Origin of the sequence: Saccharopolyspora sp. 7B, from assembly GCF_020177435.1 — a bacterium.
GTDB classification, from domain to species: Bacteria; Actinomycetota; Actinomycetes; order Mycobacteriales; family Pseudonocardiaceae; genus Saccharopolyspora_C; species Saccharopolyspora_C gregorii.
In genome coordinates this window covers 13,109-39,300 of sequence record NZ_JAIUKC010000105.1, presented here as the reverse complement: position 1 = coordinate 39,300, position 26,192 = coordinate 13,109, and the positions used below count along the sequence as shown (strand labels likewise).

Here is a 26,192-nt window from a genome sequence, read left to right as displayed (position 1 = left end):
GCCGGGGTGCGGCCCCGGGTGTCCGGCGGGCGGTCCCGGTGGTCTCGGCGGTGGTGCGGATCCGCCCGGCTGTCCCGGTCCGGGCCGCGCGGGCGGCGCCTGTCCGGGGGTGTGCTGCGGGTAACCGCCGGGCCGTGCCGGTGGTGGCGCGGGCGTGGCCTGCGGGGGTGGTGGCGCTTGTCCGCTGCCGCCGGGTCGTGCGGTCGGTGGCGGTTGCCCGGGTGCCGCTCGCGGGGGAGGTGGCGCGTGCCCGCGAGCACCTGGCCGCGGTGCCGGTGCGGACGGTGTCGCCGATCCGGAGCCGCTAGCCGATCCGGAACCGCTAGCCGATCCGGAACCACCTGTCGATCCGGAACCACCTGCCGGTTCTGAGCCGCCAGCCGACCCGGAACCGCTCCCCGCGGGCGGGTGCGACCGCTCCCAACCGAGGTAGGTGCCGCAGTTGCCGCAGAAGTCGTCGGTCTCGGCGGTGCGGGCGCCGCAGTTCGGACACGGTCGCATCAGCGTTGCCCCTGTTCGCGCGGTGGTGGTCCGGGCAGGACCTCGACGGTGCAGGTGAGGTGGATCGGGCTGACGGAGTCGACGAGCGCGGTGACCTGGGCATGGTCCACGGCGGCGCGGCCGGGCCACACCTGCACGCGGACGGTGCTGTTCGGTTCGCCGCCGAGGGTGTTGCCCGGCCGGGTGGACCAGGTGGCGCCGGGCCCGTCGAGGATGCGGGAGTGCACGCCGAGGCACAGCCAGAGCCGGTGGGCGAGCCCGCGCGCGGTGCCCTTCCAGCGGTGCAGTTCGACGGCGCGGGCGACGACGGCGCGGCGCAGCTCCAGCGGCCAGTCCGGGTCGAGTTCGGTGGCGACCCAGGTGCCGAGCCAGGCCACGAAGTCCTCCGGTGCCAGCGCCGGGTCGAAGTAGTGCGCCAAATTGTCCAAAGTGGACAGGATCGGGGCGAGCACGTCGTCGAGGCCGGCGGTGAACTGCTGCGCGAGGTGGTCGTCCGCGTACATCCCGGGCAGCTGTTCCCCCATCGGGTAGCGGCTGGGCAGTCCGGGGATCCCCGCCCGCCGCGTCACCTGGGCTCCGAGCCGTCGTGCGGGACGACCACGACCTGGTGCTGGTGGGAGAACACGAGGGCGTGCGCGGGCAGGTCGATGCGGTCGGCCGGGGTGCCGCGCCTGCCGGTGATCGGGTCGGCGGGGAACAACCGCACCTCTTCGACGAGCCCGACGCCGTCGACGCGTTGCAGGACGGCGAAGACCTCGCCGACCTGCACGGGCCGGCCGAACGGCCAGCCGGTGCCGTCGGCGCCGCCGCGCAACGGGTTCAGATGCGCGTACAGCGCGTCGAGGGCGTCGCGGTCGATCCGGCCGGTGTCGGCGCCGGTGGAGCGGAGCCGGGCCACCACGGTGATGCCCTGGTAGAACGGCGGTTCCACCACGATCCGCGCCCCCAGCAGCCTGCGTTCGTCGAGCCGCGAGGCGATGGTCGCCAGCAGCTGCTCGGAGGGGATGAGCTGCTCGAAGCGGATGCGATCACCGGTGTCGGCGACGGCGCCGGGCACGACGAGCAGCCGGGCCGCGCCGGGGTCCTGCTCGGCCGCGGCGGGCAGGCAGCGGATGCGGGCGGCGGCGGGTGCGGCTTGGCGGGCGATCTGCTCGTGGTCGGCGGCGGTGACGGCCCGTTCCTGCAGTTGCAGCTGGTGCGGGGCGCGGATCTTCGCCTCGGCGATGGTCTCGCCGTCGACGCCGCCGATGGCGGCTTCCCGGTTCTCCACCTCGGAGATGTAGGGCTCGGAGCTGCGCAGCACGGAGATGGCGCCGCGCGCGACGTTGCCGGCCCGGCCGCCTCCGGTGCGGTAGCGGGGGATGCGCAGCTGGGCGCCCTTCGCCGGGACGGCGCCGTAGTGCCGCAGCGATCCGTCGGGCAGCCGCACGGCCGGCGGGAAGCCGAACTCGCCGGTGGTGGGGTCGAGGGTGACGTGCCGGTCGGTGGGGCCGGAGCGGCCGAAGTGGTCGACGACGGTCCAGTCCTCCCAGCCGTCCTCGGTGGAGACCTGGACGACGACGGGGTCGCCGTCGGTGAGCACCGGCGCGACGTCCGCGGTGAACCGCTGCCCGGGGACCCCGGCGGATTCGCCGAGGGGCACGTCGGTGTGCGCCTCGGCGTGCTCGACGCCGGTCGTGCCGCCGACGGTGGAGACCTCGGCGACGCGGACGGTGGGTGATTCGGAGTAGAACGGCTGGTCCGGCACGGGCGCGGTGACGCGGCAGCGCAACCACCCGGCGCGCACCCCGGCGACAGTGGAGGGCGTGTGCCCGGGCCCGATCTGCAGCAGCACCTCACCGGGCTTGTTGAGCCCGCCGGTGGTGTCCTCGAAAGCCTCGCACTCGGCCCAGCGGGTGCCGTCCCACGCCTCCCACACCAGCGGCGGCTGGCGCGGGTCGACGCCGATGCCTTCGACCCGGCTGTCGAGCTCGACGGCGATGACGCAACGCGGCACGGCGCCGCTGAGCCCGAACAGCATGGCGTCGCCGACGGCGGGTTCGGTCTGGAAGCAGGGCACGTCCTCGGCGGCGGCGAGGTCGGCGGTGCGGTCCTCGATGGTGCCGGTGGCGGAGATCGTGACGAGGGTGCGCAGCTCGCAGGGCACGATCGGCAGCTCGTGCTCGGTGGCGAACACGACTTCCCGGTCGGCTTCGGAGTGGGCGGTGGCGACCTCGGTGCCGCGCGGCAGCAGCACGGTGTCGGGTTGTGCGGTGGAGAGCCAGAAGGTCACGTCGCCGCGGGCGGCGGTGGGCGGGAACAGGCGCACGCCCATCAGGTCCAGGAACGCGAGGTAGTTCTTCTCCGGCACCCGGTTGAGCCGGTAGACGAGCTGGTCGACCATGTGCGCGAAGGTCTCGATGAGCGTGACGCCCGGGTCGGAGACGTTGTGGTCGGTCCACTCGGGGGCGCGCTGCTGCACGTAGCGCTTCGCCTCGTCGACGAGCTGCTGGAAGCGCCGGTCGTCGAGGTTGGGCGTGGGGATCGCCATCAGGCCGCTCCTCCCGCCTCGGAGCCGCCGCCGTCGGGGATGGTGTAGAAGGGGAACACGAGGTTGCGGCGGTCGTTGGTGGACCGCAGCACGTAGTGCACGTCGATGTAGAGCACGCCTTCCTCGTCGGGGTCCAGGGCGACGACGACGTCCTCGACCTCGATGCGCGGTTCCCAGCGCTGCAGCGCGGACCGCACCTCGTGGGCGATGCGCCCGGCGGTCGCGCCGTCGGTGGGGGAGAAGACGTAGTCGTGCACGCCGCAGCCGAACTCGGGCCGCATGGGGCGTTCGCCGGGTGCGGTGCCCAGGACGAGCCGGATGGCCTCCTCGATCTCCTGCTCGCGCCCGACGAGCCCGATGCCACCGGTGGGGGTGACGCGCAGCGGGAACCCCCAGCCGCGGCCGATGAACCGCTCGCTCACATCGGGCCCCCGATCAGGACGTTGAACGCGCCGATCTGGACCTGGGAGCCGCAGCTGCTCTTGTCGTTCATCTTCGCGGCGGGCAACCCGCTGATCAGCACGACGCCGCCGCGCGGCGGGCTGGGCACCAGGACGTTCGCGGGCCCGAGCAGCGCGTCCGGTCCCTTGGGGCAGGCGACGATGCTGCCGGTGACCGCGGCCGGTTTCCCGCCGATGAGCACGGTCGCGACCCTGGCGGCGGCGGGTCCCGGCGGAGCACCGACCACGCCCCCGTGGTTGGTGGCGTCGCCGATCCGGGCGGCTGGTGGCATCGGGGTCTCCTCCCGCTGTGGGTGGGTCAGTTGATCCGGACGAGCATGGCGTGCAGGGCGGCGGTGCCGCCGCCGTCGATGTCGGCGGACAGGGAGCCCTTCAGCGAGGCGTTCTGCAGGGCGCTGATCCGGGCGTCGGCGGTGGCGTCGAGGTTGATGTTGCGGCCCTTGACCTTGACCTCGCCCGTGCCCGCGTCGAGGGTGATCCCCCCGTCGTCCAACGTGATCGAGCTGAGCGAGCCGCGGCCGCCGGGCCGCTTCACCGCGATCTCGATGGTCCTGGCCTTCTCGTCGAGCCGGATCTCCAGCCGGTCGTCACCGCTGGCGATCCGCACGCCCGGCGGCCCCTTCTTGCTGTCGATCAGTTCGAGCCGGTGCCCGTCGCGGGAGACCAGCGAGCGCCGGGCGACCTTGCCGCGTTCGATCAGCGGGATGTCGTGCTCGGACGGCTTGTCCTTGCCGTTGTAGAGCCCGCCGAGCACGTACGGCTTGTCCAGGCAGCCCTGTTCGAAGGCGACGAGGACTTCGTCGTTCACGCTCGGGCTGATGACGCCGCCGCCCTGCCCGCCGAGCTGCACGCTGCGCGCCCAGTCGGAGACGTACTTGGCGTCGAGCCACGGGAACGTGAGCTTCACCCAGCCGCGGCCGCCGCCGGCGGGTTCGCTGACGTCGGTGACGATCGCGTTGACCACGCCCGGGATGCGCGGCCCCCGGTCGGGCGCGTTGGCGCCGGTGGTGAGCCCGGCCAGCGACCGGTCCGGGCTGGTGCTGACCTGCACGGTGGTGCGGTAGCCGAGGCCCGGTTCGATGACGTGGTGCACCGCGGTGGCGGTGTACTTGCCGGAGAACTTGTCGCCCGCGTTGCCGAGCGCGACCGGCACGCCCGCGCGCAGCTTCGGATCGCCCTCGACGACCGCTTCGACCTCGCCGAGCCCGGCGCTGGTGGCGGCCGACAGCGACTCCGCCAGCGCGTCGGCTTCGGCTCGGGTGCCGTAGGCCGTGTCGGTGACGGTGGTGCTGCTCTTCTTCCCGAAGTCCTTGATCGCCTCGGCCGGGGTCATGCCGGGAACGGTGGTCCCGCTCCGGGCGACGGTCTGCTCGGCGACGACGGGTTTCTTCGCCTGCACGTCCCAGCCGCGGACTTCGACCTTGCCGACCTGGTCGGTGGAGGTGAGCACGGCGCGCAGCGCCATCAGGTTCCGCCCGTACTCCAGCACGAACGGGCTCTTCGCCGCGGAGGTGCTGGGCGCGGGCGCCGAGGCGGCGGGGGCGAGCGGGGCGAAGTCGAGCTTGCCGGTCTCGTCGACGCGGACCGTGACGCCGTGCTCCTGGGCGAGGTTCTGCAGGAAGTCCCAGTCGGAGATGTTGGGCTGGGCCAGCTGGGTGTAGGTGATCGGTTTGGCCCGCACCTCCCCGACCGTCAGCCCGGCTGCGGTGGCGACCTTCTTCACGATGGCGTCGGCCTTCATGTTTTTGTACGCCACCACCTTCCGGCCGCGCAGCAGCCGGTGCGCCTTGTTCATCGCGCGCACCACGGTGAACGAGCCGGTGCCGTCGGAGTCCAGTTCCAGCGCGGTGACCTCGCCGGCGAACAGCTTCTCCGGCGTCCCGCCGCCCGCGGTGGACATGGACACGGTCAGCGCGGTGCCGATGGTGATGGGGGTGGCGGTGAGCAGTTCGTGGTTCGGGTCCCGGAAGGTGAGGGTCGCCGCGTCGGGCAGGCCGACGTTCTCGTCGACGACGCAGGACACCAGCTGCTCCTGCCAGGGCGGGGGCAGCTTGCCGGGGCACTTGATGATCGGATCGGCGGCGAACGACCTGCCGTCCTGCTCTGCGGAACTTCCCATCACGCACCGTCCTGTTCGGACTCGTCGAGGGCGGGGACGAGCAGTTCGCTGCCCGGCACCAGGACCATCGGGTCGTCGATCCCGTTGGCTTCGGCCACGTACCGCCACGCCGTCGCGTCGCCGTACTCGTTCCAGGCGATCTGCGGGAGGCTGTCCCCGGCGATGACCCGGTGGGTGCGGCGCGCGGAGTCCGAGCCGGAGGTGGGGTTCTGCCCGGGGGTGTCGACGCTGGCTTCCTCGATGCCCAGCGAGCAGGTGGCGCGCAGCGGTTTGCCGTCGACGTCGAACAGCGAGTAGTCCACCGAGAAGCTGTTGAGCACCCCGTCGAACGAGGTGGTGCGGGCGGTGCCCCACTCGAACCGGACCCACGGGCTGGCCGGGGTCTTGGCGGCGAGGCTCTTCGGGGTGGGCACGCAGGCCACCATGAGGTCTTCGACCTTCTTCTCCACCGAGTCGTCGTGCTTCTCGGTGGCGTCGAGGAACACCTCCAGCTGCAGCGAGCGGGGCCCGCTGCCGACGAACTCGGGCAGCGCCGATTCGGCGGCCATCCGGGCCGGTTTGCGCCGCCACTCGGTGCTCTTGGTCAGCGCGAGCTTGTTCGGGTTGAACTGGAGCTTGACGCGCTTGAGCGTCGCCCCGGGTTTCGCGCCGACCTTGGCGGGCGGTTCCATGATGAGGATTTCGGCGCGGGCGAGGTTCTTGGCGCTGGTGACGGCCATCGGGTTCCTCCTCTCAGGACGGTTGCAGGCCTTCGTGGGCGATCTCCAGCGTTTCGATCGCCGCCTGGGAGTTCGACGGGTCGAAGGACGGGCCCTGCCAGCTGACGGGCACGATGCCGATGACCTGCCAGCGGGCGATCGGCGTCAGGTTCGGCTTCAGCGCCACGATCTCGCCGTTCTTGCGCTCGGCCTTGCGCATCGTGTCCGACAGCCACTTCGCGATCTTGGTGGTGTCCCCGGTGACGGGGCGGGTGAGCGTGATGTTGGTCCAGGTGATGCGGGTGGGCAGCTGCCAGGAGAACGAGTTGTTGCCGCCTTCGGCGAACTGCTCCACCTCGACCTGCGCGCCGAGCCCGGAACAGGTGTGGAACCGGCCGAGGTCGTTGCCCGCGATGGCCAGCCGGAAGAACACGCTGCTGGCGAAGATGTCCGTCGACGACATCGGTGTGCTCCTCTTCAACGCCTGCGGTCGTAGGTGCGGCCGAACCGTTCGCGGCCGTGGCGCAGCTCGGTGCGCAGCAGCCGTCCGACGGGTTCGATGAGGCGGCGGGCGAGTTCGTCGATGTCCTGCTCGCCGCCGGTGCCGGTGGTGGGTTCGGGGTCGGCGCTCTCCTGGTGCTGCTTGGGCACGACGGTGACGGGGACACCGGGCGGGACGCCGGGGACCTGCGGGGTGGGCTCGTCCTGCGTCGGCGCCGACCGCGCGGCAGGCGGCGATTCCGGGGCGGTGCGGCGCTGCACCGGCCGGGCTGCGCGCATCGGCGGCCGTGCATCGGGGCCGTCCGTCGCGGAGCCGGGTGGGGCGGGCGCCGGTTCGGCCGCAGCGGAGTCCGGCGGGGGCGGTTCGGCCGCCACCGCGGGGAGTGCCGCCGGGGTGGCCGAACGCTGCACCGGTGCCGGGTCGGCCGGTCGGTCCCCGGGCTCGCGGCGCGTCCAGCGCAGCGGCGCCCCGGCCCGGTGCTCGGTCGGTGGCGCCGTCGCGTTCGGCCGCGGCTGGTCCAGCCGGGTTCGCGTGGTCAGCGGCCGCGTGGTGAGCAGCGGGCGGGCGCGCTGCACCGGGGCGGAGAGGTGCGTCGGGTCGTGGTGCGGCCGGAGGGCCGGGGCGGGTTCGTCCGGCGAGTCCGGCCGCGCGCGCTGGACGGAGTGCGTACCGGTGGAGACCTCGTGCGGGCCGGTGGGCGCGTTCTCGGCGAGCGGCGTCTCCGGTGCGTCCGCGCCGCTCGGTGCGGTGAGCCGTTGCACCGGGGTGCCGTGCGGTGCCGCCGCTTCCGGGGCGGTGGCGCTTGACGAACGCCGCACCGGGATGGCCGCTCGGTGCGGTGCGGTGGCGGGGCCGGACGACTGCTGCGAGGCAGGACCGGGCGAGTGCCGCGTGGCGGAGACCGGCGGTTGCCGTGCGCGGGAGCTGCTCGGCGTGGCCGGATTCCGCTGTGCGGTGGGCAGCTCGGCGCTGGGCGAGTGCCCCGGCGCCCCGGCGGGATGCGCGGGGGTGCCGCTCGCCGAGCGCTGGATCGTCGTGTCGCCGAGCAGGGGTGCGGTGCCGTGGTCCGCGCCGCCGTGCGGCGGTGCTCCGGCGGCGTCCTGGATCCGGCTGCGCTGGACCGGAGTCGCCGGGCCGGTGCCTGCGGGCTCGGCGCTCGAACCGGCGAGCGGCGTGGCGACCGGATCCGCCGGTGCGGGGTCGTCCGGCGTCGTCGCCCGCGGTTCGGTCCGCGTGCTCGGGGTGCGCTGGACCTGCGGGGCGGCGTCGCCGAGCAGCGGCGCGGCCTCCGCCGCACCGCCGGGGACGACCGGCCCGGATGTGGGTGGGGTGCCGCCGGGACGCAGCGGGGTCGCCGACTCCGGCAGCCGACCGAGCGGTTCGCCGAGGCCGCCGCGGGAGTTCGGCGTGCTGCGCCGCACTTCGGGTTTCGAGGTGGTCGGGCGCTTCCGGCCGCGCCCGGGCCGGGAAGGGCGGTCGGGCTGCTGCTCCGGAGCCGGTTCCGCGGCGCGCTGCACCGGTGGCGGTGGTTCGGGGGAGCCCGTCGACTCGTGGTGCAGCGGCACCGCTCCGGAGGGCATCCGCTGCACCGGGCCGCCCAGACCGGACTGCTCGGGAGATCGGTCCGCGCCCAACGTGGGGCGGGTGCCCGGCGGCCCGCCCGGTGCGGTCGATCCGGTCCCGGCCGTGCTGGGCGCGGTGCCGGAGTCCGCCGGTGTACCAGGGCTGCTCGGGGCGGTCGGTCGAGGCGCGTCGGACCGCTCCGGTGGCGCGTCGGCGTCCGCGCGGCGCTGCAGCACGAGATCCACGTCCGGGCCCGGCGGTGCGGCGTCCGTCTGCACCGCATCCGTGCCCGGCGCGGTGATCGCGGGCAGCCGGCGCGGGGTGGCCCGGGTGATCGGTCGTGCCCTGGTCAGCGGCGGGGCGAGCCTGCGCAGGGCGACCCGCTGCACCGCGGCCGAGCCGGGGGAACCGCTGTCGGTGTCTCCGCTCGAAGCGGTCGAACCCGCGCCGGACGACCGCTCGGCGGCTGAGCTCGTGCCGCCCGAGGTCGTGCCGGGCGAGGCCGCGCTGGAGGATGCCGTGCCGGACGAGTTCGGCGTGCTCGACGTGGCTGCCGTGCGCTGCGAACCGGCGCGTCCGGACGGCCCGCTCCCGGACGAACCGGCCGCGCCCGCAGCCCTCGACGATCCCGAAGAACTCGACGTGCCCGAAGAACCCGCCGTGCCAGAAGAACCCGTTGCGCCCGACGCACCGGACACCCCGCCCACGCGGGACGACAAACCGGACGGATGCGCCGAACCACCCGAGTGGCTGTCCGCTCCCGCCGACCCGCCCCCGGATGCCGCTCCGCGCGCAGCACCCCGGCCACGCCCGAGGAACCGGCCCGCCGACCGCTGCACGGCCCGCCGCCCCGAACGCGGAACCGGCGCGTCCGAGTCCGAAGTGGACTCCGCTTCCGGTCGCACCCAGGTGAACTCCTCGCCGTCCGACCGCTGCACCGGTCGCCCGCCCGCGCGCGCCAGCCCGCGCATCACGCCGCTCGGCGCTGCACCGGAGAGCCGGTGCCCGAGCCCGCCGCTGGTGACCCCGTGGTCCCGGAACGACGCGACGGACGCGCGGAAGCGCTCGGGCCGGATCACCTCGCCCGAGTCGCGCTGCAGCACGCCGCGCATCGGCGCCGTGCGCCGCCAGCCACCGTCCGGTTCCGAGGCGGGGGCGGCCGGTGCGGGCGCGGTCTCCGGCTCCGGGGCGTCCCGGTCGAAGAAGCGGCGCAGCGGGTTCCAGCGGCTCATCCGGCTCACCTGCTCTCGTTCACCCGCGTGTTGATGCGGGCGATCTCCCGCACCCAGCGCCTGCGCTCCAGGTGGTCCAGGTCCAAGATCTCCTCGCGGGTCCAGTGGAAGTGGTAGGCGATGTACGCGACCTCCTCGTGCAGCCGGTCGGCCGCGTACGTCACGATTCCCCCAGGCCGTCACCGGCCAGGTCGATCTCGAACCCCGAACCGCAGGACGGGCAGGTGACCCCGGCGCGGGTGTGCCCCTCGCTGTTGATGCGGCGGTAGAAGTCCTGCAGGAACGCGATGTCGGTGGCGTACATGTTCTCCACCAGGCCCGAGTGCACGTCGGTGATGTCGCCGAGCCGCGTGATCACCTGGCTCAGCAGCACCACGCTCAGGTACGCCGGGTTCTCCTTGACCCGCAGGTCGATCTGCGGGCGCAGCTCGTCGCGCGCCGTCGCCAGCCGCATCCGCCCGTGCCGGTGCAGCGTGCCGTCGGTGTGCCGGTAGCCGCGCGGCAGCTCGAACTCGAACTCGTCGTGCGCTGCCTGCGGCGCGGGGCGTTCCGCGGTGGCCGTGGCGGTGTCGGGCTTGCGGGCTCTGAACTGGTCCAGGTCGTCGAGCGAGTTGACCCGCCGCCTCATTCGACCTCGATCCGCTCGAAGGTGATGGTGGCCTTCTCGGTCGCCGCGTTGGACTCGCCCGCGTTGAGGCCGGGGCCTTCCCACTTGCTCACCCACGCGTCGTAGAGCTGGATCCGCCGCACGACGGTCCCGTTCGGTTCCATCACCTCGATGGTCAGGTTCTCCCGCGCGTCCTCGACCTCGCCGTCGGACACCGTCTTCTTGAGCCACTTGGTGAACTCGGGGCTCTCGGTCATGCCCCGGGTGATCGTCACCTCGCCGCCCTTGTGCCCACCGGGCTGCTTCTTGTTCATCATCTTGCCGGTGTCGGTGACCTGCTGGGTCTCGACCACGTCCTGCTCGACGGTCAGGCCGCTGACCTCTTTGATCGACTCGACGGTGACCCCGCCGAGCTGCACACCGAACCGGTGGACGGAAAGGCTGTCGCCTTCTGCCATGACTACCCCTTCGAGGTGAAGTGTGTCGTGCCTTCGTCTTGCCGACGGCGAAGCCGCTCAGCGGCGACCACCCGAGCCACCGGCACCGCCGCGGTTCCGCCACCCGGACGGGCGAGCGGAGTCATTCGCTCAGGAGGCTGGAGCTGTCGGAGAACTGGGAGAGGCGGAAGATGACGAACTCGGCGGGCTTCACCGGGGCCACGCCGATCTCGCAGACGACCTGGCCGAGGTCGATGGATTCCTGCGGGTTGTTCTCCCGGTCGCACTTCACGTAGAAGGCCTCGGCGGGGGTGCGGCCGAACAGGGCGCCGTCCCGCCAGGTCTGGGTGAGGAACGCGCCGATGTTGCGCCGGATGCTGGACCACAGCCGGTCGTCGTTCGGCTCGAACACCACCCACTGGGTGCCGAGCAGGATCGACTCCTCCAGGTAGTTGAACAGCCGCCGCACGTTCAGGTAGCGCCATGCCGGGTCGGAGGACAGGGTGCGGGCGCCCCAGATGCGGATGCCGCGGCCGGCGAACGCGCGCACGCAGTTCACCCCGACCGGGTTGAGCAGGTCCTGCTCGCCCTTGCTGAGCGTGGTCTCCAGGTCGACGGCACCGCGGATCACCTCGTTCGCGGGCGCCTTGTGCACCCCGCGCTCGGTGTCGTTGCGCGCCCACACCCCGGCGATGTGCCCGCTCGGCGGCACCATCTTGTTCCGGCCGGAGGACGGGTCGAACACCTTGATCCACGGGTAGTACAGCGCCGCGTAGTTCGAGTCGTAGCCGGTTTCGTCCATCCGCCAGGTCCGTACCTGCTGCGCGTTCAGCCCGGGCGGGGCGTCGAGCAGGGCGACGCGGTCACCGAGCTGCTCGCAGTGCGAGATCGCCGCCAGCTGCACGGTCTTCACGCCTTCGGCGTCGATGAGGCCGCGCTGGTGGGCGCTCATCAGGTCGGGGACGGCGACGATGGTGATCTCGTCGATGGTCTCCAGGCCGCCGAAACCGGTGCGGGCGGCCAGATCGCCCACGTACTCCTGCGCGTCGACCTTCGCCGGGGTGGTGGCGCTGGGCGGCGTGCCGGGGACGGTGACGCTCTGGTTGTCGGGGCGAGCGAGGGCACCGCCGGACTGCTCGGTGACCTCGATGAGCTTCGAGTGCTCCTTGACCTGGTTCACCACGTAGCTCTTGACGTTCTTGCGGGTGGAGACGTCGTGGGTCTCGGCGACCTTGCCGCCTTGGCGCACCACCAGCTTGAACCGGTCGTCCGGCGGGTTCTCGCCGTCGGCGTCGACGATCTCCACGGTCACGTCGGAGGTGGTCGCGGACAGCGCGGAGACCCGCAACCCGCCCAGCTCCACCGGCTTCGGCGCGGGAGCGGCGGGAGCCGCGGCCTCGGACGGGCCGCCGATGCGCACCACGTAGGCGGAGCCGCCGCCGTTGGCGAAGTAGCCGTAGACGGCGTGCGCGAGGTAGCCGTCGTCGAACCCGCCGAAGTTCTGCACGTACTGGTTCCAGTTCGTGACCAGCGTCGGCTGGTGGAAGGGCCCCTGCGGCGCGAAACCGACGAAGGCGGCCACCGCGGTCCCGACCCCTTCGATCGGCCTGGCCCCGCTCTGGACTTCCTCCACGTACACGCCAGGGGACAGGTACGACGGCATGCTCGCTCCTTCGTCTGCGGCGTTCGTGCACCCAGAGCTTTCGCCACCGCCCGCCCGCGCCACCATGTCCGCCCGACCTGCGCCGAGGGCAGCACCGCTGCCTTCCGGGGCAATCCCGCACTGCCTGCGCAGGCAGGAAGTGGGCGTTGCCCGGAGCTCTGCCCCTTCGTGCATTCCCCGCCGGACCGCGCTCCCGGTAGGTCTGGAGCCGTTGCCGTGTCCGAGGAGGGACCATGCGGGACCGCGAGCAGCACGACGCGGCGAAGTCCGAGGCGAGGCCCCAGCAAGCGGCGCGCACCCCCGACCACTCCGGGCCGGTCGAAGAGCTGCTGCACCTGCAGCGGACCCTCGGCAACGCCGCCGTCAGCCGGATGGTCCAGCGGCGGATGGCGCCCCCGGAGCCGGCACCGGAGCCGATCTGGTCCGGGGAGGACGTGCTGAAGTCGGCCGGGAAGCCGATGGACGCGCCGGTGCGCCAGGAGATGGAGACCCGGCTGGGCGCCGACTTCTCCGACGTGCGGCTGCACACCGGCGCCACCGCGCAGCGCTCGGCGTCCGAGATCGGCGCGCGGGCCTACACCTCCGGCAGCGACGTGGTGCTCGGCTCGGGCGCCTCCGACAAGCACACCCTCGCCCACGAGCTCACCCACGTCATCCAGCAGCGCTCCGGCCCGGTCGCGGGCACCGACAACGGCAACGGTCTCAAGATCTCCGACCCCTCCGACCACTTCGAGCGGGCGGCGGAGGAGAACGCCCACCGAGCGATGCGCGCCCCGCTGGAGGATTCGGCGGACTGAGGCACCAGCTCCGTCCTCTCGGACGCCGCAGTCGGGTGCTCGGTCGGACATGGACCGGTTTCCCGCAGTTCCCCAGAGCGAGAGGACTTCGGTTCATGCACTCGCACGAGAACCAGGAGGAGCCCCGTTCGCGCCGCGTCGCGCCGCGTCCGCCTCTCTCGCGCGACCCCGAGGCGGTGCTGCCGTCGCGGGTGGCCGCGCTGCCCGCTCTGCAACGCACGATCGGGAACGCCGCGGTCGCGGACATGATCACGAAGGGGGCCGGTACCACGCCCCGTTCGCGTCCCGTCGCGGTGCAGCGAGCCGGCGACGACGAGAGTGGCCAGGTCGAGTCTCGTGGTAAGCGCAGGCGCACCGGTCCTGAGGCCGGAGCCGGTCCCGGCAAGCGCACTCAGGTGACCGACCCGCGGTTGGCCCGGATCACCGAGCTGATCGAAGGGTGCACGTGCAAGCCGCAAACGAAGCAGGCCGGCCGGATGACCGCGGACGTGTCGCTGCGCCACGAACGCTCGTTCGGTGAGGACGAAAGGGCAGCGCAGACGCTCCGCCACATCTCCATCCGGATGCTCCGAGTGATCAATTACCTGGAGGACGCGGAGCGCGAGCAGAGCTTCGCCGGCGGAGACGAGGCATCCCAGGGGAACAGGCACGCTCGAACCGAATCCGAAGTCCAGACGATGTTGATCAATGGCCGGGTCGTGATCGCTACCAACTACAACTCGTCGATCACCTTGCTGAAGCGGCACTTCCCGGAGGAGCTCGAGGCGGAGTCCGAGGCGATGGAGATCGACGAAGGCAGTCCATCGCCGCACGCGGGCGACTGGGTGCGGGATCTGCTGCTCGACGAAGGACGGCGCCCGCCGGTGCCCGGGTTCGACGACGAACGCCGCAAGGAGGCCCGGGGGAAGCTGAACGAGGTTTACCGAGGCGGCCGGAAGAACCCGGCGGCCGATGCGCTGCGCACGGCCACCCGCGTGGAGGAGCTGGACGGCGCCCCCGCCGACGCGGCGGGGCGGAAGCGCCTGCTCACCCTGTTGACCTCTGACGACCATCGGAGCTCGGTCATCCTGCTGCGCGGCCCGGGGACCAATGCGTCGATGAAGACCATGCACGCTGAGCAGAAGCATCTGCTGGCGCTGAACAATTCAGGAGCGGACCGGGAACAGGCCGGACGGGTGGTCATCCGCGGCCAGCGTCGTCCTTGCCGGAGCTGCTGGGCGCTGCTGGACCTGTTGAAGCGGGACTTCGACCTCGACGTCCACGAAAGGCCGGGTGCGTACTACAAGGAGTCCGCGCAGGCCGCCGTCGAGCACTTTCCCAGCTGGATCACCGATGTCGACGAGGAAGGCCGGTCTCCGCTGGCCACCAAGCTGACCGAGCAGGTCCGGATGAACGTTTCGGCGAAGGGCGGTCTCAGCGCGGGCTCGCAGGCCGGACCGAGCGGCGGGGAATCTCCGCTGCACCCGGTTCGGGTCGATGAGGATGAGGAGACCGGTGAAGCAAGGTACGCGTTGCACGACCAGCGAATCGAGATCGGCTACGACACCGGCTCCGACAGCGAGGCCGACGACGTCGATTTCGTCTACGAACCACGGGTGAAACCGCTGCCCGCCATCACGGAGAACATCTCCAAGAACAAGGCGAAGAGTCAGGGACGGCCCGCCGGCGAGGCGACCCGCGAATCGGCGGCCAAGGGAACCACCAAGTTCACGCTGAGCAAAAAGGTGCGCGAGGACCTGGAACTGGCCAAGAACGAGGGCGTCGGCGATGGCAGGGACCCGCGGTCCAGGGGAGGCAACAAGCCGAAGATTCGCGCGGACCAGTGGCCCATCATCGATCAGGTCATCACGAGGGAGGGGCGCGGAAGCGGAGCGGCGGCGGCGTTCGCCGACTACTTCGACGTCAGTGAGACCGCGATCTCGAATGGGCGCAAGACCTACATCGCTCGCAGGCAGCGGGAACAAGGTGGTGCGTGAGCGGCGAAGTCGGCGGACGAGGAGCTCAGGCCCTGCGCCCGAAGCCGTCCCGCTCGCGGAGAAGCGCTATGCCCAGCACGTCGCCGATACGAAGAAAGGACTCGATCGATGAACCGCTCGTGGAAAGACATCAAGGTTCGACGATCACGACGTGACAGTCTCCACCGTCGAGGTCGGCCGAGGTGACGACCGCGTCTCCGCGTAGTGCGAGATGGCGCTTCGTCGTCCGCTCGGTCAGAGCTTTCTGAGGCCGTGCAGCACGCGTTCGTAGAGCGTGATGGTGCGGTCCGGGGTGGTGTCGGCCTGAATGTGACCGGTCAGGTGGAGGACGTACCCGGTTGGCCCGGGTCGGAAGAGGAGGCCGGGGCGTCGGCTGGGCGGGATCGCCGAGTTCGGGCCGGTCGGGAGCTGATCGGGCATCGCGGGGCTCAGCCGCGGGGGTTGTTCTTGGCCCAGGTGTGGGCTTTTCGGGCGACGTCGTGGTCGTTCACCCAGGGTTGCGCGACGGGAACGGTGTCGATGAGGGCGTGGTCGCCGCGATCTCCGCGCCGGTCGCCGGACAACGTCGAGATCCAGGTGGTGCCGCTTCGCGCTGATTGGCATCCGGGGTTGGAAGGGCTCTTCTCGATCGCCTCGTTCAGCGACGGTCGAGATCCGGTGGTGCATCTGGAGAATCGAATCTCGGGATTGTTCCTGCACGAGACTGCTGAAGTCTCCGCCTATGAAGAAGCACTTGGCAGGATGGACGAAGTGGCGATGAGTCCGGCAGAGTCGAGCAAGTTCATCGTCGGCCTCATCGAGGAGCCCTCGACGCTCGTCGGCGTGGAGTACTACGTCGACCGCCAGCGCGTCCTCCGCGACGGCGTCGCCCACCTGCGCACCCGGAGGACTGGCACGTGTCGGCCCCGCAGCGCCGTGAAGCGCGATCACATCGAATCCGACCGTCGCCGCCGCACGAGTAAGCTTACGGCGCTGAATGAAAACGCCCCTTCAGCCGAACGAACCCCCAGCTCAAGAAGTGTCGGCCCGCGCACGCGGGGATAAGCGGGTACTCGTTTTTCGCTCCGTCGGTTCTGAGTGCGGCTTTGCGGTGGTCCCCGGTGGTCCCCGGTGGTCCCCGGTGGTCCCCGGTGGTCCCGGTGTCGCCGGACGTGATCGTGGTGGTGCGTGGGCGGTGGGTCAGGTCCGGTCCGGGGCGAGGAGTCGTCGGATTCCGTCTTCGAAGCGGTCGTCGAAGGTGTCGGCGGCGAGGGCCTCGAGCGAGGCGATCAGCGCCGGGTGGGTTTCGGGGTCCGCGGCCCGGGCGAGCCGGTCCTGGTCGGCGTCGCCGGTGGTCTGCTGCTCCTGGGAGAGGCCGAGGGTGAAGTAGACGAGCGCGTAGAAGATCCGGGTGGCCGCCAGGGGGTCATCGTGCGATGCGCGGAGGGCGGCGAGCAGCGCTTCGCCGAAGCGCAGGGTGTGCGGTTCGGGGACGTGGGTCCCGGTCACGAGGGCGGCGCCGTCCCGGTGGGCCAGCAGTGCGGCCCGGTAACGGCGGATCAGTTCGCCCGCCCGCTCGTCGGCCGCCTCCGGCAGGCCGGTGTGGTCGACGGTGCCGACGACCGCGTCCGCCATCAGCTCCAGCAGCCGCTTCTTGGTCTTGACGTGCCACAGGACGGTGTTCATCTGCACGCCGAGCCGGTCGGCGACCGCGCGCACCGTCACGGCGTCGAGGCCTTCCTCGGCCAGCAGCCGCATGGCCGCGTCGACGACGTCGGCCGGGGTGAGCGCCGCTCGTTGCGCCTTGGTCATTGACCTAGTTTACTGGAGGAGTCCATTGGTCACTGACTAAGGAGCGCGCGTGGAAGACATCGTGATCGTCGGAGCCGGACCCACCGGGCTCTGGCTCGCCGCGGAGCTGCGGCTGCAAGGGGTGTCCGCGACCGTGCTGGAGGCGAAGCGCGAACCCGAACCGCACTCCAAGGCGCTCACCCTCCACCCGCGGACCATCGAGATCTTGGGGATGCGCGGCATCGCCGACGAGTTCGTCGACGCGGGGATCCCGCTGCCCACCGGCCACTTCGGCGCACTGGACGCGCGGCTCGACTTCCGCGAGCTCGACACGCCCTACCCGTTCACCCTGTTCCTGCCGCAGGTCCGCACCGAGGAACTCCTGGCGGCGCACGCGAGCGACCGGGGCGTGCCGATCCACCGCGGGCACCAGGTCACCGGCCTCGACCAGGGCCCGGATTCGGTCCGCATCGCGGTCGAGGGGCCCGCCGGGACGTACGAGCTGGCGGCCCGCTACGTCGTCGGCTGCGACGGAACCCGCAGCACCGTGCGGACCTCGGCCGGCATCGGATTCCCCGGCACCGGCAGCACGATCTGGGGCTGGCTCGCCGACGTCGTCCTCGCCGACCCGCCCGCCGGAGCGGTCAGCGCGTTCGGACCCGACGGCGGCGTCATGGCCGTCCCGATGCCCGGCGGCCGCACCCGGTTCGTCGGCATCGCACCGGAGGACCACCGGACCGAGCACCCCGGCGAGCTGACCACCGCGGAAGTGCGGGACAAGCTGCGGCGCGCGCTGGGCACGGACTTCGGGCTGCACTCGCCGAGCTGGACCTCCCGGTTCGGCAACGCCACCCGGCAGGCCGACGCCTACCGGCGGGGGCGCGTGCTGCTCGCCGGGGACGCCGCGCACATGCACTTCCCGACCGGCGGCGTCGGGCTCAACGTCGGCTTCCAGGACGCGACCAACCTCGGCTGGAAGCTCGCCGCCACCCTGCGCGGCACCGCCGAACCCGGGCTGCTCGACAGCTACCACGCCGAACGGCACCCGGTCGGTGCGGACCTGCTCGAATCGACCCGGGCGCAGACCGCGCTCATGACCACCGGGTCCGTCGAAGGGCTGGCACTGCGCGGATTCCTGTCCGGCATGATCCGCGAGGTCCCCGAGTTCTCCCGCGCGCTCGCCGAACGCCTCGGCGCGCTGGACGTCCGCTACGCACCCGCCGAACCCGCGCACCCGCTGGCCGGGCGGCGCGCGCCGAACCTGGCGTTCGCGGACGGCGGCGAGCTGTTCCCCTTGCTGCGCGGTGGAAACCACGTGCTGCTCGACCTCACCGCGGGCGGAGCCGACACCGCGCTTCCGCCCGGCACGCGGCGGCACCGGGCCGAGCTGAGCGGTGCCGCGGAACCCTGGGCGAGCGCCGATGCGGTGCTCGTCCGACCCGACGGCCACGTCGCCTGGGCCATCGGCGGCGACGGGCGGTCCGGCGGTGACGGGCGGTCCGGCGGTGACGGGCGGTCCGGCGGTGCTACCACCGAGTAGCTCGACCGGGCCGGCTGAGCACGGCTACCGCTGCTCGTCCTGGACGATCCAGGGCATGTTCTCCGGTTCCACCCGGCCGGGCAGGTGGGCGTTGAGCACCGGGGGCAGCCAGGTCGTGATCGGTGCGCCGAGCTCCTCGGACCACCGCGCCAGCAGCGCGGCCTGCTCGGAGTCCGGCCGGATGCGGACCTGCACCGGCCCGGAGCCGAGGTAGTGCACCTCGTCCCTGGCGTGCGGCGACCGGAGCCGCGCCCGCGCGCCGCGCACCACGTCCGGCAACCGGTCGTGCACCGCCTCGATCGCCTCGAACGCCACCGCGGTGGCCGTGCGCCCGTCCGCGCAGCACGCGTCCAGCCGGGACTGCAACGCGTCCGACACGAACACCGTCCAGGGCTCCGTTCCGCCCTCCCACAACGCCATGCCGGATGTCTACCAAACGGTGCTCACGGCCTGGTGGCTGAGCCGCACGGGCCAGGTCATGACAGCGCGCCACTCCTTGGTTCGATACATGTGGGCATTGCCCACTTGCCCACTCGTGGCATACTGGGTGGAGGCTACGAGCAGGGGAGAGCGGCATGGGTGCGATGGCTGAAACCGACGCCGACTTCGAGCGCATCGCCGAGGTCGAAGCCGATGAGCGTTCCCGCATCGCGCTCGGGCGTGCGGGAGTGCGCCGGAAAGATCGTTACCTGGTGTTCAAGAACGAGGGCACCGGCGAGATCCGCATGATTCCGATGGCCAGCGTCCCCGCGCGCGAAATGATCATTTGGGAGAACGACGAGCTCCGCGACTCCTTGCTGCGAGGGCTCGCGGACAGCTCGGCCGGACGGATCTCCTACCGGGACGACTACTTGGAAGACGACGACGAGTGAGCGCGCCTCCGTTCCTCCTGGCCTACACCGCTCAGGCCCAGAAGGTCATCGAAGACCTGCAACGACCGCGGAACAGGGACAAGTGGAAGAAGGTCCGCAAAACCCTGCGGTTGTTGCGCGACATCGGTCCGTCGCATCCGGGCCTCCAGTCGCACAAGTACCACTCGATCACCGGCCCGGACGGTGAGGACGTGTGGGAGTCCTACGTCGAGAACCGCACCCCGGGCGCGTGGCGGATCTGGTGGGTGCACGGTCCAGGAGTGGACGAGCTGACGATCATCACGGTCGGCCCGCACCCGTAGGAGCCCCTACTCGAACTCGGCGTCGAGGGCCAGCCTCCCGAGCTTGGCGTACTCCTGGCGGATGGCGGTGAGCAGATCGGCCGTCGTGACCGGGCGGCCGGCTTCGGCGGCGAGGTAGGCGGCGGTGACGGCGCAGGCCCGGATGGAGCCTCCGGCGAGTTCGAAGCGCTCGGCGCAGCGGTCCAGGTCGAGGTCGTCGGCGCGGGGGAGTTCGGCGCCGAGGGTGCGGTCCCAGAGGGCGCGGCGCTGCTCCGCTTCGGGCACGGGGAAGTCGGCGATGACGTCCAGCCGGCGGGTGAAGGCCTCGTCGAGGTTGGCGCGGAGGTTCGTGGTGAGCACCGCGATGCCGTCGAAGGACTCCATCCGCTGCAGCAGGTACGCCGATTCGACGTTGGCGTAGCGGTCGTGCGCGTCCTTCACCTGGGAGCGCTTGCCGAAGATCGCGTCCGCTTCGTCGAACAGCAGCACCCCGTTCACCCCGGCCGCTTCGGTGAAGATGCGCTCCAGGTTCTTCTCCGTCTCGCCCACGTACTTGTCGACCACTGTGGACAGATCGACCACGTAGAGCTCCATGCCGAGGTCGGCGGCGACCACTTCCGCGGACATCGTCTTGCCGGTGCCGGATTCACCGGCGAACAGCGCGACCACACCGCGCCCGCGACCGCCGCCGGGGCGCATCCGCCAGTCGCCGAGCACCCGGTCCCGGTGCCGGGCGCGCACCGACAGCTCCGCCAGCGCCCGCGTCGTCCGCTCGGGCAGCACCAGGTCCTCCCAGCTGACACCGGGTGTGATGCGGCGGGCCAGGCGTTCCAGCCCGGCGCCGTTCTGCGCGCGCACCCCGGCGCGCAGGTGGTCCGCGTCGAGCGGCCGCCCTTCGAAGCGGGCCAGGCGGGTCGCCACCGAGGCGGCCCGGCGCACCTGGTCGGCGCCGAGCCGGTACGCGCTCAACGGCTCGACGTCGACGTCCCCGGCGCCGGCCTCGGCGAGCGCGCGGTGCCACAGCGCGGCGCGGTCCGGTTCGGGCGAGGTCAGCGACAGCGGTGCCTGCCGCGCCCAGGCCGGGTCCCAGCCGCCGGAACCGTGCAGCAGCAGCGGAATCCGCGCCGACTCGTCCAGCAGCCGCCGCAGGAGGCGCGCGGATTCGGGGCGCGACGACGACTCCAGCGGCCCGAACACCAGGCCCGCTCGCCGCAGCCGCGCCTCCCGCACCAGCTCCGCCACCGGGGGTTCCGCTTCGGCGTCCAGCGCCGCCGCGTCCAGCACCAGCGCCGCGCGCCCGCTCACCGCCAACGCGTCCACCGCCTGCTGCTCGGCGCCCGCCGCACCGCGCAGGTGGACCGCGCCGATTCCCGCGTCCAGGCCGGTGGCCAGGCGCTTCACCAGTTCCGCCGGTTCCGCGACCGGCTCGTCCACCACCCGCGCCAGGCCGCGCACCGCCGGGTCCGGCTCGTCCCCGCCGAGCAGGTGCGCCACCACCCGGTCCGGCACCCGCAGCGTCCTGGTCAGCAGCGGTCGCTCCGGCTCCTGCACCTCCAGCAGACCGCCCGCCACCAGCGGCGCCTCCGGGGCGAAGCGGAACCGGCCCGCGCCCGCCGTCGGCATCCCGCACAGCTCCAGCACCATGCCGGGCGTCGCCCGCCGCCGTGTCACGTCGTCGTTGAGGTAGCCGTAGAGCCGCTCGAACCGGGCGTCCAGCTCGGGGGCCAGCGCGATCAGCAGGAACTCCACGTCCCACGCGGCCAAGCCGAAATCCGCGACCAGCCGCGCCAGCCGCGCGCCCGGTTCGGCTACCTCGCCCGGTTCCGCGGACCAGGACGCCGACGGGGATTCCAGCACCCGCCGCACCATCTCCTCGGTGAGGTACAGGCCGCGGTACGGGTCGTCGCGGTCCGGATCGGCGCGGGCGTCCAGCGCGAGCCGCACCCGGTGCTCCACCGCGCGCAGCCGCTCCCACAGCTCGCCGCTCACAACGGGCCCCGCAGCCGGCGGCGGCCCTGCGGGCGCGGCTTCGGCGAGGAGAACCCGTCGCCCTCGGCGGCGGTCCCGTCGTAGCGCAGGTGCCGCTGCTCGTCGGCGGGCCCCTCCGGGAACGACGCCCGGCCGCGCAGCGCCACGCCCTCCGTGACCGGCGGGCCGACCGGGCGCAGCACGCCCGCCAGCGGCGCGGTCACCCGCAGCGGGATCGACGGTTTCAGCTCGCCGCCCAACGCCGACCACACGTCCGTCGGCGACCGGTTCTCCGCCAGCTCCCCGCCCGTCTCCAACGACACCGCCAACCCGAGCTCGCCCAGCGAACCCGTGCGCCACCGCGGATCCAGCGCCTCGTACCGGATGAGGCCGCGCAGCGCCTGCGCCAGCAGCCGGTGCTCGTCCTGCGGACGGTTCGTCCACGCCGTCACCAGGTAGGACAGCTGGAACCAGCGCGGCGGGTCGAAGCGGCCGACGACCTCGCCGGACTCGTCGAACCGGTCCACCGCACCGGACCGGCGCAGCGCCGGCTCCTCCCGGAGGTCGTAGAGGAACACGTTCACCGTCGGGGCGTTGCGCTTCGCCGCCCAATCCGTGGTGGGCGGGTCGAACGCCAGCTCCACCCCCGAACCGGGCAGGCCCTCCTCGGCCAGCAGCAACCGCAGGCCCTCGTCGACTTCGTGGATCACTGCGCGCTCCTCGCGTTCCTGCGGCAGGCCGGGTCGGGTGGCGGCACCTCAGCGGCCTCGGCGCCGCGCCCGCACCGCTCGATCACCGCCGTCCCATCAGCGGCGGCGGGACCGCGGGGGCGACGACCAGGAACGGTTCCGGGACGTGGACCGGGCTGAAGCCCGCGCCGGTGGCGGTGATGTCGCGCGGGCCGAGCCGGTCCTTCGGCAAGATCAGCAGCTGCGCCGCGAACCTCCCGTCCGGGCCGGGGATCGTGGGCGCGGCGGCCGCGGTGATGCCCGGTGTCCAGTTCAGCCGCACCGGCACCCCCGGCGGGAAGTCGAAGCCGCGCACCGAGGTCACGAATCCCGGCTCGCCCACCTCGGGGACCGAGATGATCCGCGGTTGCAGCACCCGGTACGGGGTGCGCGCCAGGTTGTCCGCCGGGGTCGTGTCGGTGCCGGTGGTGCGCAGCGTGCCGGTGATCTCGCCGTCCAGCGCCGCCTTCGGCGCCAGCACCAGCACCACCGGCCGTTCCGCGCCCGGCGGCAGGTCCGGCAGCAGGCATCGGCTCGCCGAGCACCCCGGCGGCAGCGCGGTCACCGGGATCCCCGGCGGTAGCGCCACGTCCAGCGTCAACCCGGTCGCGGGGGAGGGGCCTGCGTTGCGCACCGTGAACGTCACGTCGGTGCGGCCGCCCACGTAGGACGGGTTCGGGTCGGCCCGCACCGTCACCCCCGGGGCCGCGGGCGCCGGAGGCGGCGGAGGTGGTGGTGGCGGCGCAGGCGGTTCCGGCGCGACGACCGGCACGATCGTGGTCGCGGTGTTGTCGGCGGGTCTGCTGTCCCGCATCCGGCTGCGCGCCTGCCAGCGGAGCCGCTGGTCGCCGCCGTCGACTCCGACGACGGTCGCGGTCACCCGCACCTGCTGGTCCGGTTCGAGCAGGCCGAGCTCGCACCGGCCGTCCTGCCCGCAGGTGCCCACCGTCGAGTCGATCCCGGTCAGCCGCGCCCCGTCCGGCACGGTGAGCTCGGCGGTCGCGCCGGGGGCGGCGGCCGGGCCGTTGTTGGTGATCTGCGCCGAGACCCGCACCTCGTCGCCCACGTCGATCTCGTCGGTGCGCTCCGGCGCGGACACGCTCACGTCGACCGTGGCCTGCCAGGTCGCTTCCTTCTGCCTGCCGGGGAAGCCCTGGGTGAGCGGGGTGATCCGGCCGGTCCGCATGTCCACCGCGGACAGGTGCTCGGGGGCGTTCACGCTCGCCCGCTCGGAGAACACCGCGCTGCTCCCGTCCGGGGACCAGCTGAGGTCGCGCGGCTGGAAGTGCTCGGGCGGGTCGTCGCCGTCGCCGGGCTTGTCGCGGCAGGAGTCCTCGGATTCCGGCAGCACCACCGAGCACGACTCGTCCTCGATCTCGTAGCGGTACAGCCCGTGCGGTTCCCGGTTGAACGCCAGGCTCGCGCCGTCGGGGGAGAACGCGGCGCTGTCGTCGACCACCAGCTCGGGGCAGTCGCAGAGCTCCTCGGTGACGTTGCGCTGCTGCTCCAGCTTCCCCACCTGGGCGAACCAGATGTGGTTGTAGCGCTGCTCCGCAGGCACGATCAGCTGCCCGCGGCTGAACGCGAGCCGTTCCCCGTCGGGGGAGAACACCGGCTGGGTGTCGTCCTCCGCCTGGTTCCGCGGCGGCACCCGGCCGAGGACCTCGCCGGTGGCCACCTCCACGATCACGATCCGGCTCTTGCCGCGGCCCTGATCGCCGGGCTGGCCGCCGGGGGAGCGGCGCGCCACCGCCAGCTTCGTGCCGTCCGGGGACCAGGCCGCGTCGGTCTCCCAGTCGTCCTGCCCGCGGTCCGCGATGGGCAGTTCCCGCCGGTTCGAGCCGTCCGCGTCCACCAGCTGGATGCGCTGCCGCCGATCCCCCTGCGGGCCGCTGAACGCGCTCACCGCGATCGTCGCGCCGTCGGGGGAGTAGGACTGCCGCTGCGTCCACGGGTCGTAGTCCGGGTCCGGTTCGAACAACTTGCTGGAATCCTCGGCGGCCGCCGGGTCCTCGTGCAGCACGTCCACGCCGAGGCTGCGCGGATCGCTGCCGTCCGGCCGGATGTCCTGCAGCTGGGCCACGTTGAAGCAGCACGCCGTCGTGCGCGCCACCAGCAGCCGGCCGCCGGGCAGCAGCGCGGGCGAGTCGACCTCCCGCACCTCGTCGAGCATCAGCACCGGGGTGTTCGTGGTCGGTGCCGTCGGGACGTCCACCCGGTACACGTAGTTCGTGGTGAACCGCCCGCTCGGCAGGTCGTGGCTCAGGAACAGCAGGCACTCGCCGTCCGCCCGCCACACCGGCCAGAAGCTCGTCCACGAGGCCCGGTCGCCGCCGAGCAGCGCGTCCCCGGTGGTCTGTCCCGGGCTCGACAGCACCCGAACCTGCTGGTCGTAGCTGTCCGCGAGGTTCCCGTCCGGGTCGAAGGTGTAGGCGATCCGGTCCTCGTCCACCGGGTTCCACGCGGGCTGCACCGCGGCCCCGCTCGGCTCCCGGGTGCGCTGCTGCGCGAACGCGCCGGTGACCTCGCGGGTGTAGATCTGCCAGCGCCCGGTCGCGTCGCCCGCGAACGCGATCCGCTCCCCGTCCGGGGAGAACGACGGCCAGGTCTCGTTCGACGCGGACGTGGTGAGCCGGGTCAGCTGCGTGCCGTCGGTGCGCACCCGCCACAGGTCCCGCTGCGTCCGCTGCCCGCCCGCGGGCTCCGCCGAGTCGAACACCACCCACCGGCCGTCCGGGGACAGCTTCGGGTGCGCGGCGTCGCGGCCCTCGGTCAACCGGCGCACCGAACCGGAACCGTCGCGCAGGTACACCTGCGCGGTGGCCTCGTCGCGGAGGCTGGTGAACACCACCAGGTCGCCGCGGGTCGCCGGGTCCTCGTCGAAGTGCGCGGGCCGCTCGTCCAGCAGCGGTTCCGAGGTCTTCCCGTCCGCGGACCCGGAGGTGTCGTCGACGAGGCCGATGCTGCGGTGCCCCGGCCCGGAGAACGCGATGCGGCCCGCCGGCGGATCCTGCTGCGCCGTCGCGGGCGGCAACCAGATCAGCCCGCACAGCACCACGAGCACGCCGAACAGGGCGCCCCCGACGCGCACCCGCCCGCGCCGGAACGCGCCCGACACCTGCATTCCCCACCTCCGAGCTCGGAACCCCGTCCGATCCTGTCCGCAGCCGGGGGCACCCGGGAGGTCCGCTCAGGCACCGGGGCGGGAAGCCCGCAGGGGACTTTCGGGCAACGCGAGGGGAATCAGATCAACCCCTGCCGCATCACGTGGCCGACCGCGTGCGCCCGGTTGCGCAGCTGCAGGCGGGTGGTGACCTCGTGCAGGATGTTCTTCACCGTGCGCTCCGAGTACGACATCTTCCCCGCGATCTCCCCGGTGTCGAAGCCCTCCGAGATCAACCGCAGCACCTCCACCTCCCGCGCCGTCAGCGTCGACAGGTTGAAGCCCTGCGCGTCGGCGGAACTGCGCTGCAACCGGCCCACGTGGTCCAGCAGCCGGGAGAGCATGTCGCCGGGCAGCACGCTCTCCCCGCGCACCAGGGCGGTGATCAGCCCGACGACCCGGTCCTGCTCGGCCTCCGCCCGCCGCAGCACCGCCGACACCCCGCACTCGATGACGATGCGCAGCGCGTTCTGCCCGAACTCGCCGACGATGAGGCCGGTGCGGGTGCTCGGCGTCCGCTGCAACCGCCGCAGCAGCAGCACCGCCTCGTCGTCCACCCGGTCCACCACGACCAGCGACACCTGCGCCTTCTCGTGCTCGTCGAGCTTCAGCACGTCCACCTCGGGACGCGGGCGCAGCTGCGCGGTCACGCCCGCGTGCAGCAGCGGGTCGCCCGCGTGCACCGCGACGGGCACTCTCGTGGTCATGTCCGCTCTCTCCTCACCTCGTGGGTCGTGGCCGGGAGGTCCGGGCAGTCGGGTTGCGTCGGTGCGGGCAGCCGCCC

The 26,192-nt window shown here is 72.6% G+C and carries 25 protein-coding genes; 7 read left to right on the top strand and 18 right to left on the bottom strand.

Features of this window, described 5'->3' with window-relative positions; genetic code table 11:
- Nucleotides 1-500: 500 nt before the first annotated feature.
- Genes LCD33_RS17270 through LCD33_RS17235 form a run of 8 tightly spaced genes read right to left on the bottom strand, consistent with a single transcriptional unit; the run spans nt 501 to nt 8,763 of the window.
- On the bottom strand, nt 501-1,070 hold the full coding sequence (locus LCD33_RS17270; RefSeq protein WP_224968850.1) for a phage tail protein: 570 nt from the start codon (nt 1,068-1,070) through the stop codon (nt 501-503).
- Nucleotides 1,067-3,031 (bottom strand): putative baseplate assembly protein, encoded by a 1,965-nt coding sequence (locus LCD33_RS17265; RefSeq protein WP_224968852.1) that lies wholly within the window; start codon nt 3,029-3,031, stop codon nt 1,067-1,069. Before LCD33_RS17265 ends, LCD33_RS17270 begins: the two co-directional genes overlap by 4 nt.
- Nucleotides 3,031-3,453 carry a GPW/gp25 family protein gene (locus tag LCD33_RS17260; protein WP_224962911.1) on the bottom strand — a complete coding sequence of 141 codons (423 nt, stop codon included), beginning with the start codon at nt 3,451-3,453 and terminating at the stop codon, nt 3,031-3,033. Before LCD33_RS17260 ends, LCD33_RS17265 begins: the two co-directional genes overlap by 1 nt.
- Complete coding sequence (locus tag LCD33_RS17255; RefSeq protein WP_224962913.1) at nt 3,450-3,764, bottom strand: PAAR domain-containing protein; 315 nt, start codon at nt 3,762-3,764, stop codon at nt 3,450-3,452. Before LCD33_RS17255 ends, LCD33_RS17260 begins: the two co-directional genes overlap by 4 nt.
- 26 nt (nt 3,765-3,790) lie before the next feature.
- A complete protein-coding gene (locus LCD33_RS17250) occupies nt 3,791-5,611 on the bottom strand; it encodes a VgrG-related protein (protein WP_224962915.1) in 1,821 nt (606 codons plus the stop codon).
- Nucleotides 5,611-6,330: a LysM peptidoglycan-binding domain-containing protein gene (locus LCD33_RS17245; RefSeq protein ID WP_224962917.1), complete on the bottom strand. Its 720-nt coding sequence runs from the start codon at nt 6,328-6,330 to the stop codon at nt 5,611-5,613. Before LCD33_RS17245 ends, LCD33_RS17250 begins: the two co-directional genes overlap by 1 nt.
- A gap of 13 nt (nt 6,331-6,343) precedes the next feature.
- On the bottom strand, nt 6,344-6,772 hold the full coding sequence (locus LCD33_RS17240; protein ID WP_224962919.1) for a phage tail protein: 429 nt from the start codon (nt 6,770-6,772) through the stop codon (nt 6,344-6,346).
- Between the two features lie 14 nt (nt 6,773-6,786).
- Nucleotides 6,787-8,763 carry a hypothetical protein gene (locus LCD33_RS17235; RefSeq protein ID WP_224978034.1) on the bottom strand — a complete coding sequence of 659 codons (1,977 nt, stop codon included), beginning with the start codon at nt 8,761-8,763 and terminating at the stop codon, nt 6,787-6,789.
- Here LCD33_RS17235 and LCD33_RS17230 point away from each other — a divergent pair.
- Nucleotides 8,705-9,640 carry a hypothetical protein gene (locus LCD33_RS17230; protein ID WP_224978033.1) on the top strand — a complete coding sequence of 312 codons (936 nt, stop codon included), beginning with the start codon at nt 8,705-8,707 and terminating at the stop codon, nt 9,638-9,640. The genes LCD33_RS17235 and LCD33_RS17230 overlap by 59 nt on opposite strands.
- Here LCD33_RS17230 and LCD33_RS17225 read toward each other — a convergent pair.
- The 4 genes from LCD33_RS17225 to LCD33_RS17210 all read right to left on the bottom strand — a co-directional run bounded on the left by LCD33_RS17225 (nt 9,612) and on the right by LCD33_RS17210 (nt 12,313).
- Nucleotides 9,612-9,770, bottom strand: a complete 159-nt coding sequence (locus LCD33_RS17225) for a DUF6760 family protein (RefSeq protein ID WP_224959752.1) — start codon at nt 9,768-9,770, stop codon at nt 9,612-9,614. The genes LCD33_RS17230 and LCD33_RS17225 overlap by 29 nt on opposite strands.
- On the bottom strand, nt 9,767-10,234 hold the full coding sequence (locus tag LCD33_RS17220) for a hypothetical protein (RefSeq protein WP_224959753.1): 468 nt from the start codon (nt 10,232-10,234) through the stop codon (nt 9,767-9,769). The genes LCD33_RS17225 and LCD33_RS17220 overlap by 4 nt, the downstream gene beginning before the upstream one ends.
- Complete coding sequence (locus LCD33_RS17215; protein WP_224959754.1) at nt 10,231-10,671, bottom strand: phage tail protein; 441 nt, start codon at nt 10,669-10,671, stop codon at nt 10,231-10,233. Before LCD33_RS17215 ends, LCD33_RS17220 begins: the two co-directional genes overlap by 4 nt.
- Before the next feature lie 121 nt (nt 10,672-10,792).
- The gene (locus tag LCD33_RS17210; protein ID WP_224966925.1) at nt 10,793-12,313 is read right to left on the bottom strand and encodes a phage tail sheath family protein; all 1,521 of its coding nucleotides are present in this window, start codon (nt 12,311-12,313) and stop codon (nt 10,793-10,795) included.
- Nucleotides 12,314-12,546: 233 nt separating this feature from the next.
- Between LCD33_RS17210 and LCD33_RS17205 the strand changes: the two genes are divergently transcribed.
- The 3 genes from LCD33_RS17205 to LCD33_RS17195 all read left to right on the top strand — a co-directional run bounded on the left by LCD33_RS17205 (nt 12,547) and on the right by LCD33_RS17195 (nt 16,130).
- A complete protein-coding gene (locus tag LCD33_RS17205; protein WP_224966926.1) occupies nt 12,547-13,110 on the top strand; it encodes a DUF4157 domain-containing protein in 564 nt (187 codons plus the stop codon).
- A 95-nt stretch (nt 13,111-13,205) separates the two neighbouring features.
- Entirely contained in the window at nt 13,206-15,086 is a 1,881-nt protein-coding gene (locus LCD33_RS17200; RefSeq protein ID WP_224959757.1) for a hypothetical protein, read from the top strand.
- 456 nt (nt 15,087-15,542) lie between these two features.
- Nucleotides 15,543-16,130 carry a Scr1 family TA system antitoxin-like transcriptional regulator gene (locus LCD33_RS17195; protein WP_224966948.1) on the top strand — a complete coding sequence of 196 codons (588 nt, stop codon included), beginning with the start codon at nt 15,543-15,545 and terminating at the stop codon, nt 16,128-16,130.
- Between the two features lie 135 nt (nt 16,131-16,265).
- On the opposite strand, the gene LCD33_RS17190 is transcribed toward LCD33_RS17195, so the two are convergent.
- Nucleotides 16,266-16,877: a TetR/AcrR family transcriptional regulator C-terminal domain-containing protein gene (locus LCD33_RS17190; RefSeq protein ID WP_224966927.1), complete on the bottom strand. Its 612-nt coding sequence runs from the start codon at nt 16,875-16,877 to the stop codon at nt 16,266-16,268.
- A 49-nt stretch (nt 16,878-16,926) separates the two neighbouring features.
- Here LCD33_RS17190 and LCD33_RS17185 point away from each other — a divergent pair, with 49 nt between their 5' ends.
- The gene (locus LCD33_RS17185; protein ID WP_224959760.1) at nt 16,927-18,396 is read left to right on the top strand and encodes an FAD-dependent monooxygenase; all 1,470 of its coding nucleotides are present in this window, start codon (nt 16,927-16,929) and stop codon (nt 18,394-18,396) included.
- 24 nt (nt 18,397-18,420) lie between these two features.
- Here LCD33_RS17185 and LCD33_RS17180 read toward each other — a convergent pair whose 3' ends face one another.
- The gene (locus LCD33_RS17180; protein WP_224966928.1) at nt 18,421-18,816 is read right to left on the bottom strand and encodes a hypothetical protein; all 396 of its coding nucleotides are present in this window, start codon (nt 18,814-18,816) and stop codon (nt 18,421-18,423) included.
- Between the two features lie 155 nt (nt 18,817-18,971).
- Between LCD33_RS17180 and LCD33_RS17175 the strand changes: the two genes are divergently transcribed.
- Nucleotides 18,972-19,268, top strand: a complete 297-nt coding sequence (locus LCD33_RS17175; RefSeq protein ID WP_224978032.1) for a hypothetical protein — start codon at nt 18,972-18,974, stop codon at nt 19,266-19,268.
- Nucleotides 19,265-19,570 (top strand): hypothetical protein, encoded by a 306-nt coding sequence (locus LCD33_RS17170; protein WP_224959764.1) that lies wholly within the window; start codon nt 19,265-19,267, stop codon nt 19,568-19,570. The genes LCD33_RS17175 and LCD33_RS17170 overlap by 4 nt, the downstream gene beginning before the upstream one ends.
- Nucleotides 19,571-19,576: 6 nt before the next feature.
- On the opposite strand, the gene LCD33_RS17165 is transcribed toward LCD33_RS17170, so the two are convergent.
- The 4 genes from LCD33_RS17165 to LCD33_RS17150 all read right to left on the bottom strand — a co-directional run bounded on the left by LCD33_RS17165 (nt 19,577) and on the right by LCD33_RS17150 (nt 26,115).
- Nucleotides 19,577-21,538 (bottom strand): ATP-binding protein, encoded by a 1,962-nt coding sequence (locus LCD33_RS17165; RefSeq protein WP_224966929.1) that lies wholly within the window; start codon nt 21,536-21,538, stop codon nt 19,577-19,579.
- A complete protein-coding gene (locus tag LCD33_RS17160; protein WP_224966930.1) occupies nt 21,535-22,227 on the bottom strand; it encodes a DUF4255 domain-containing protein in 693 nt (230 codons plus the stop codon). Before LCD33_RS17160 ends, LCD33_RS17165 begins: the two co-directional genes overlap by 4 nt.
- An 82-nt stretch (nt 22,228-22,309) precedes the next feature.
- A complete protein-coding gene (locus tag LCD33_RS17155) occupies nt 22,310-25,369 on the bottom strand; it encodes a DUF11 domain-containing protein (RefSeq protein WP_224966931.1) in 3,060 nt (1,019 codons plus the stop codon).
- Nucleotides 25,370-25,488: 119 nt separating this feature from the next.
- Complete coding sequence (locus LCD33_RS17150; RefSeq protein WP_224959768.1) at nt 25,489-26,115, bottom strand: LuxR C-terminal-related transcriptional regulator; 627 nt, start codon at nt 26,113-26,115, stop codon at nt 25,489-25,491.
- Between the last annotated feature and the right edge of the window lie 77 nt (nt 26,116-26,192).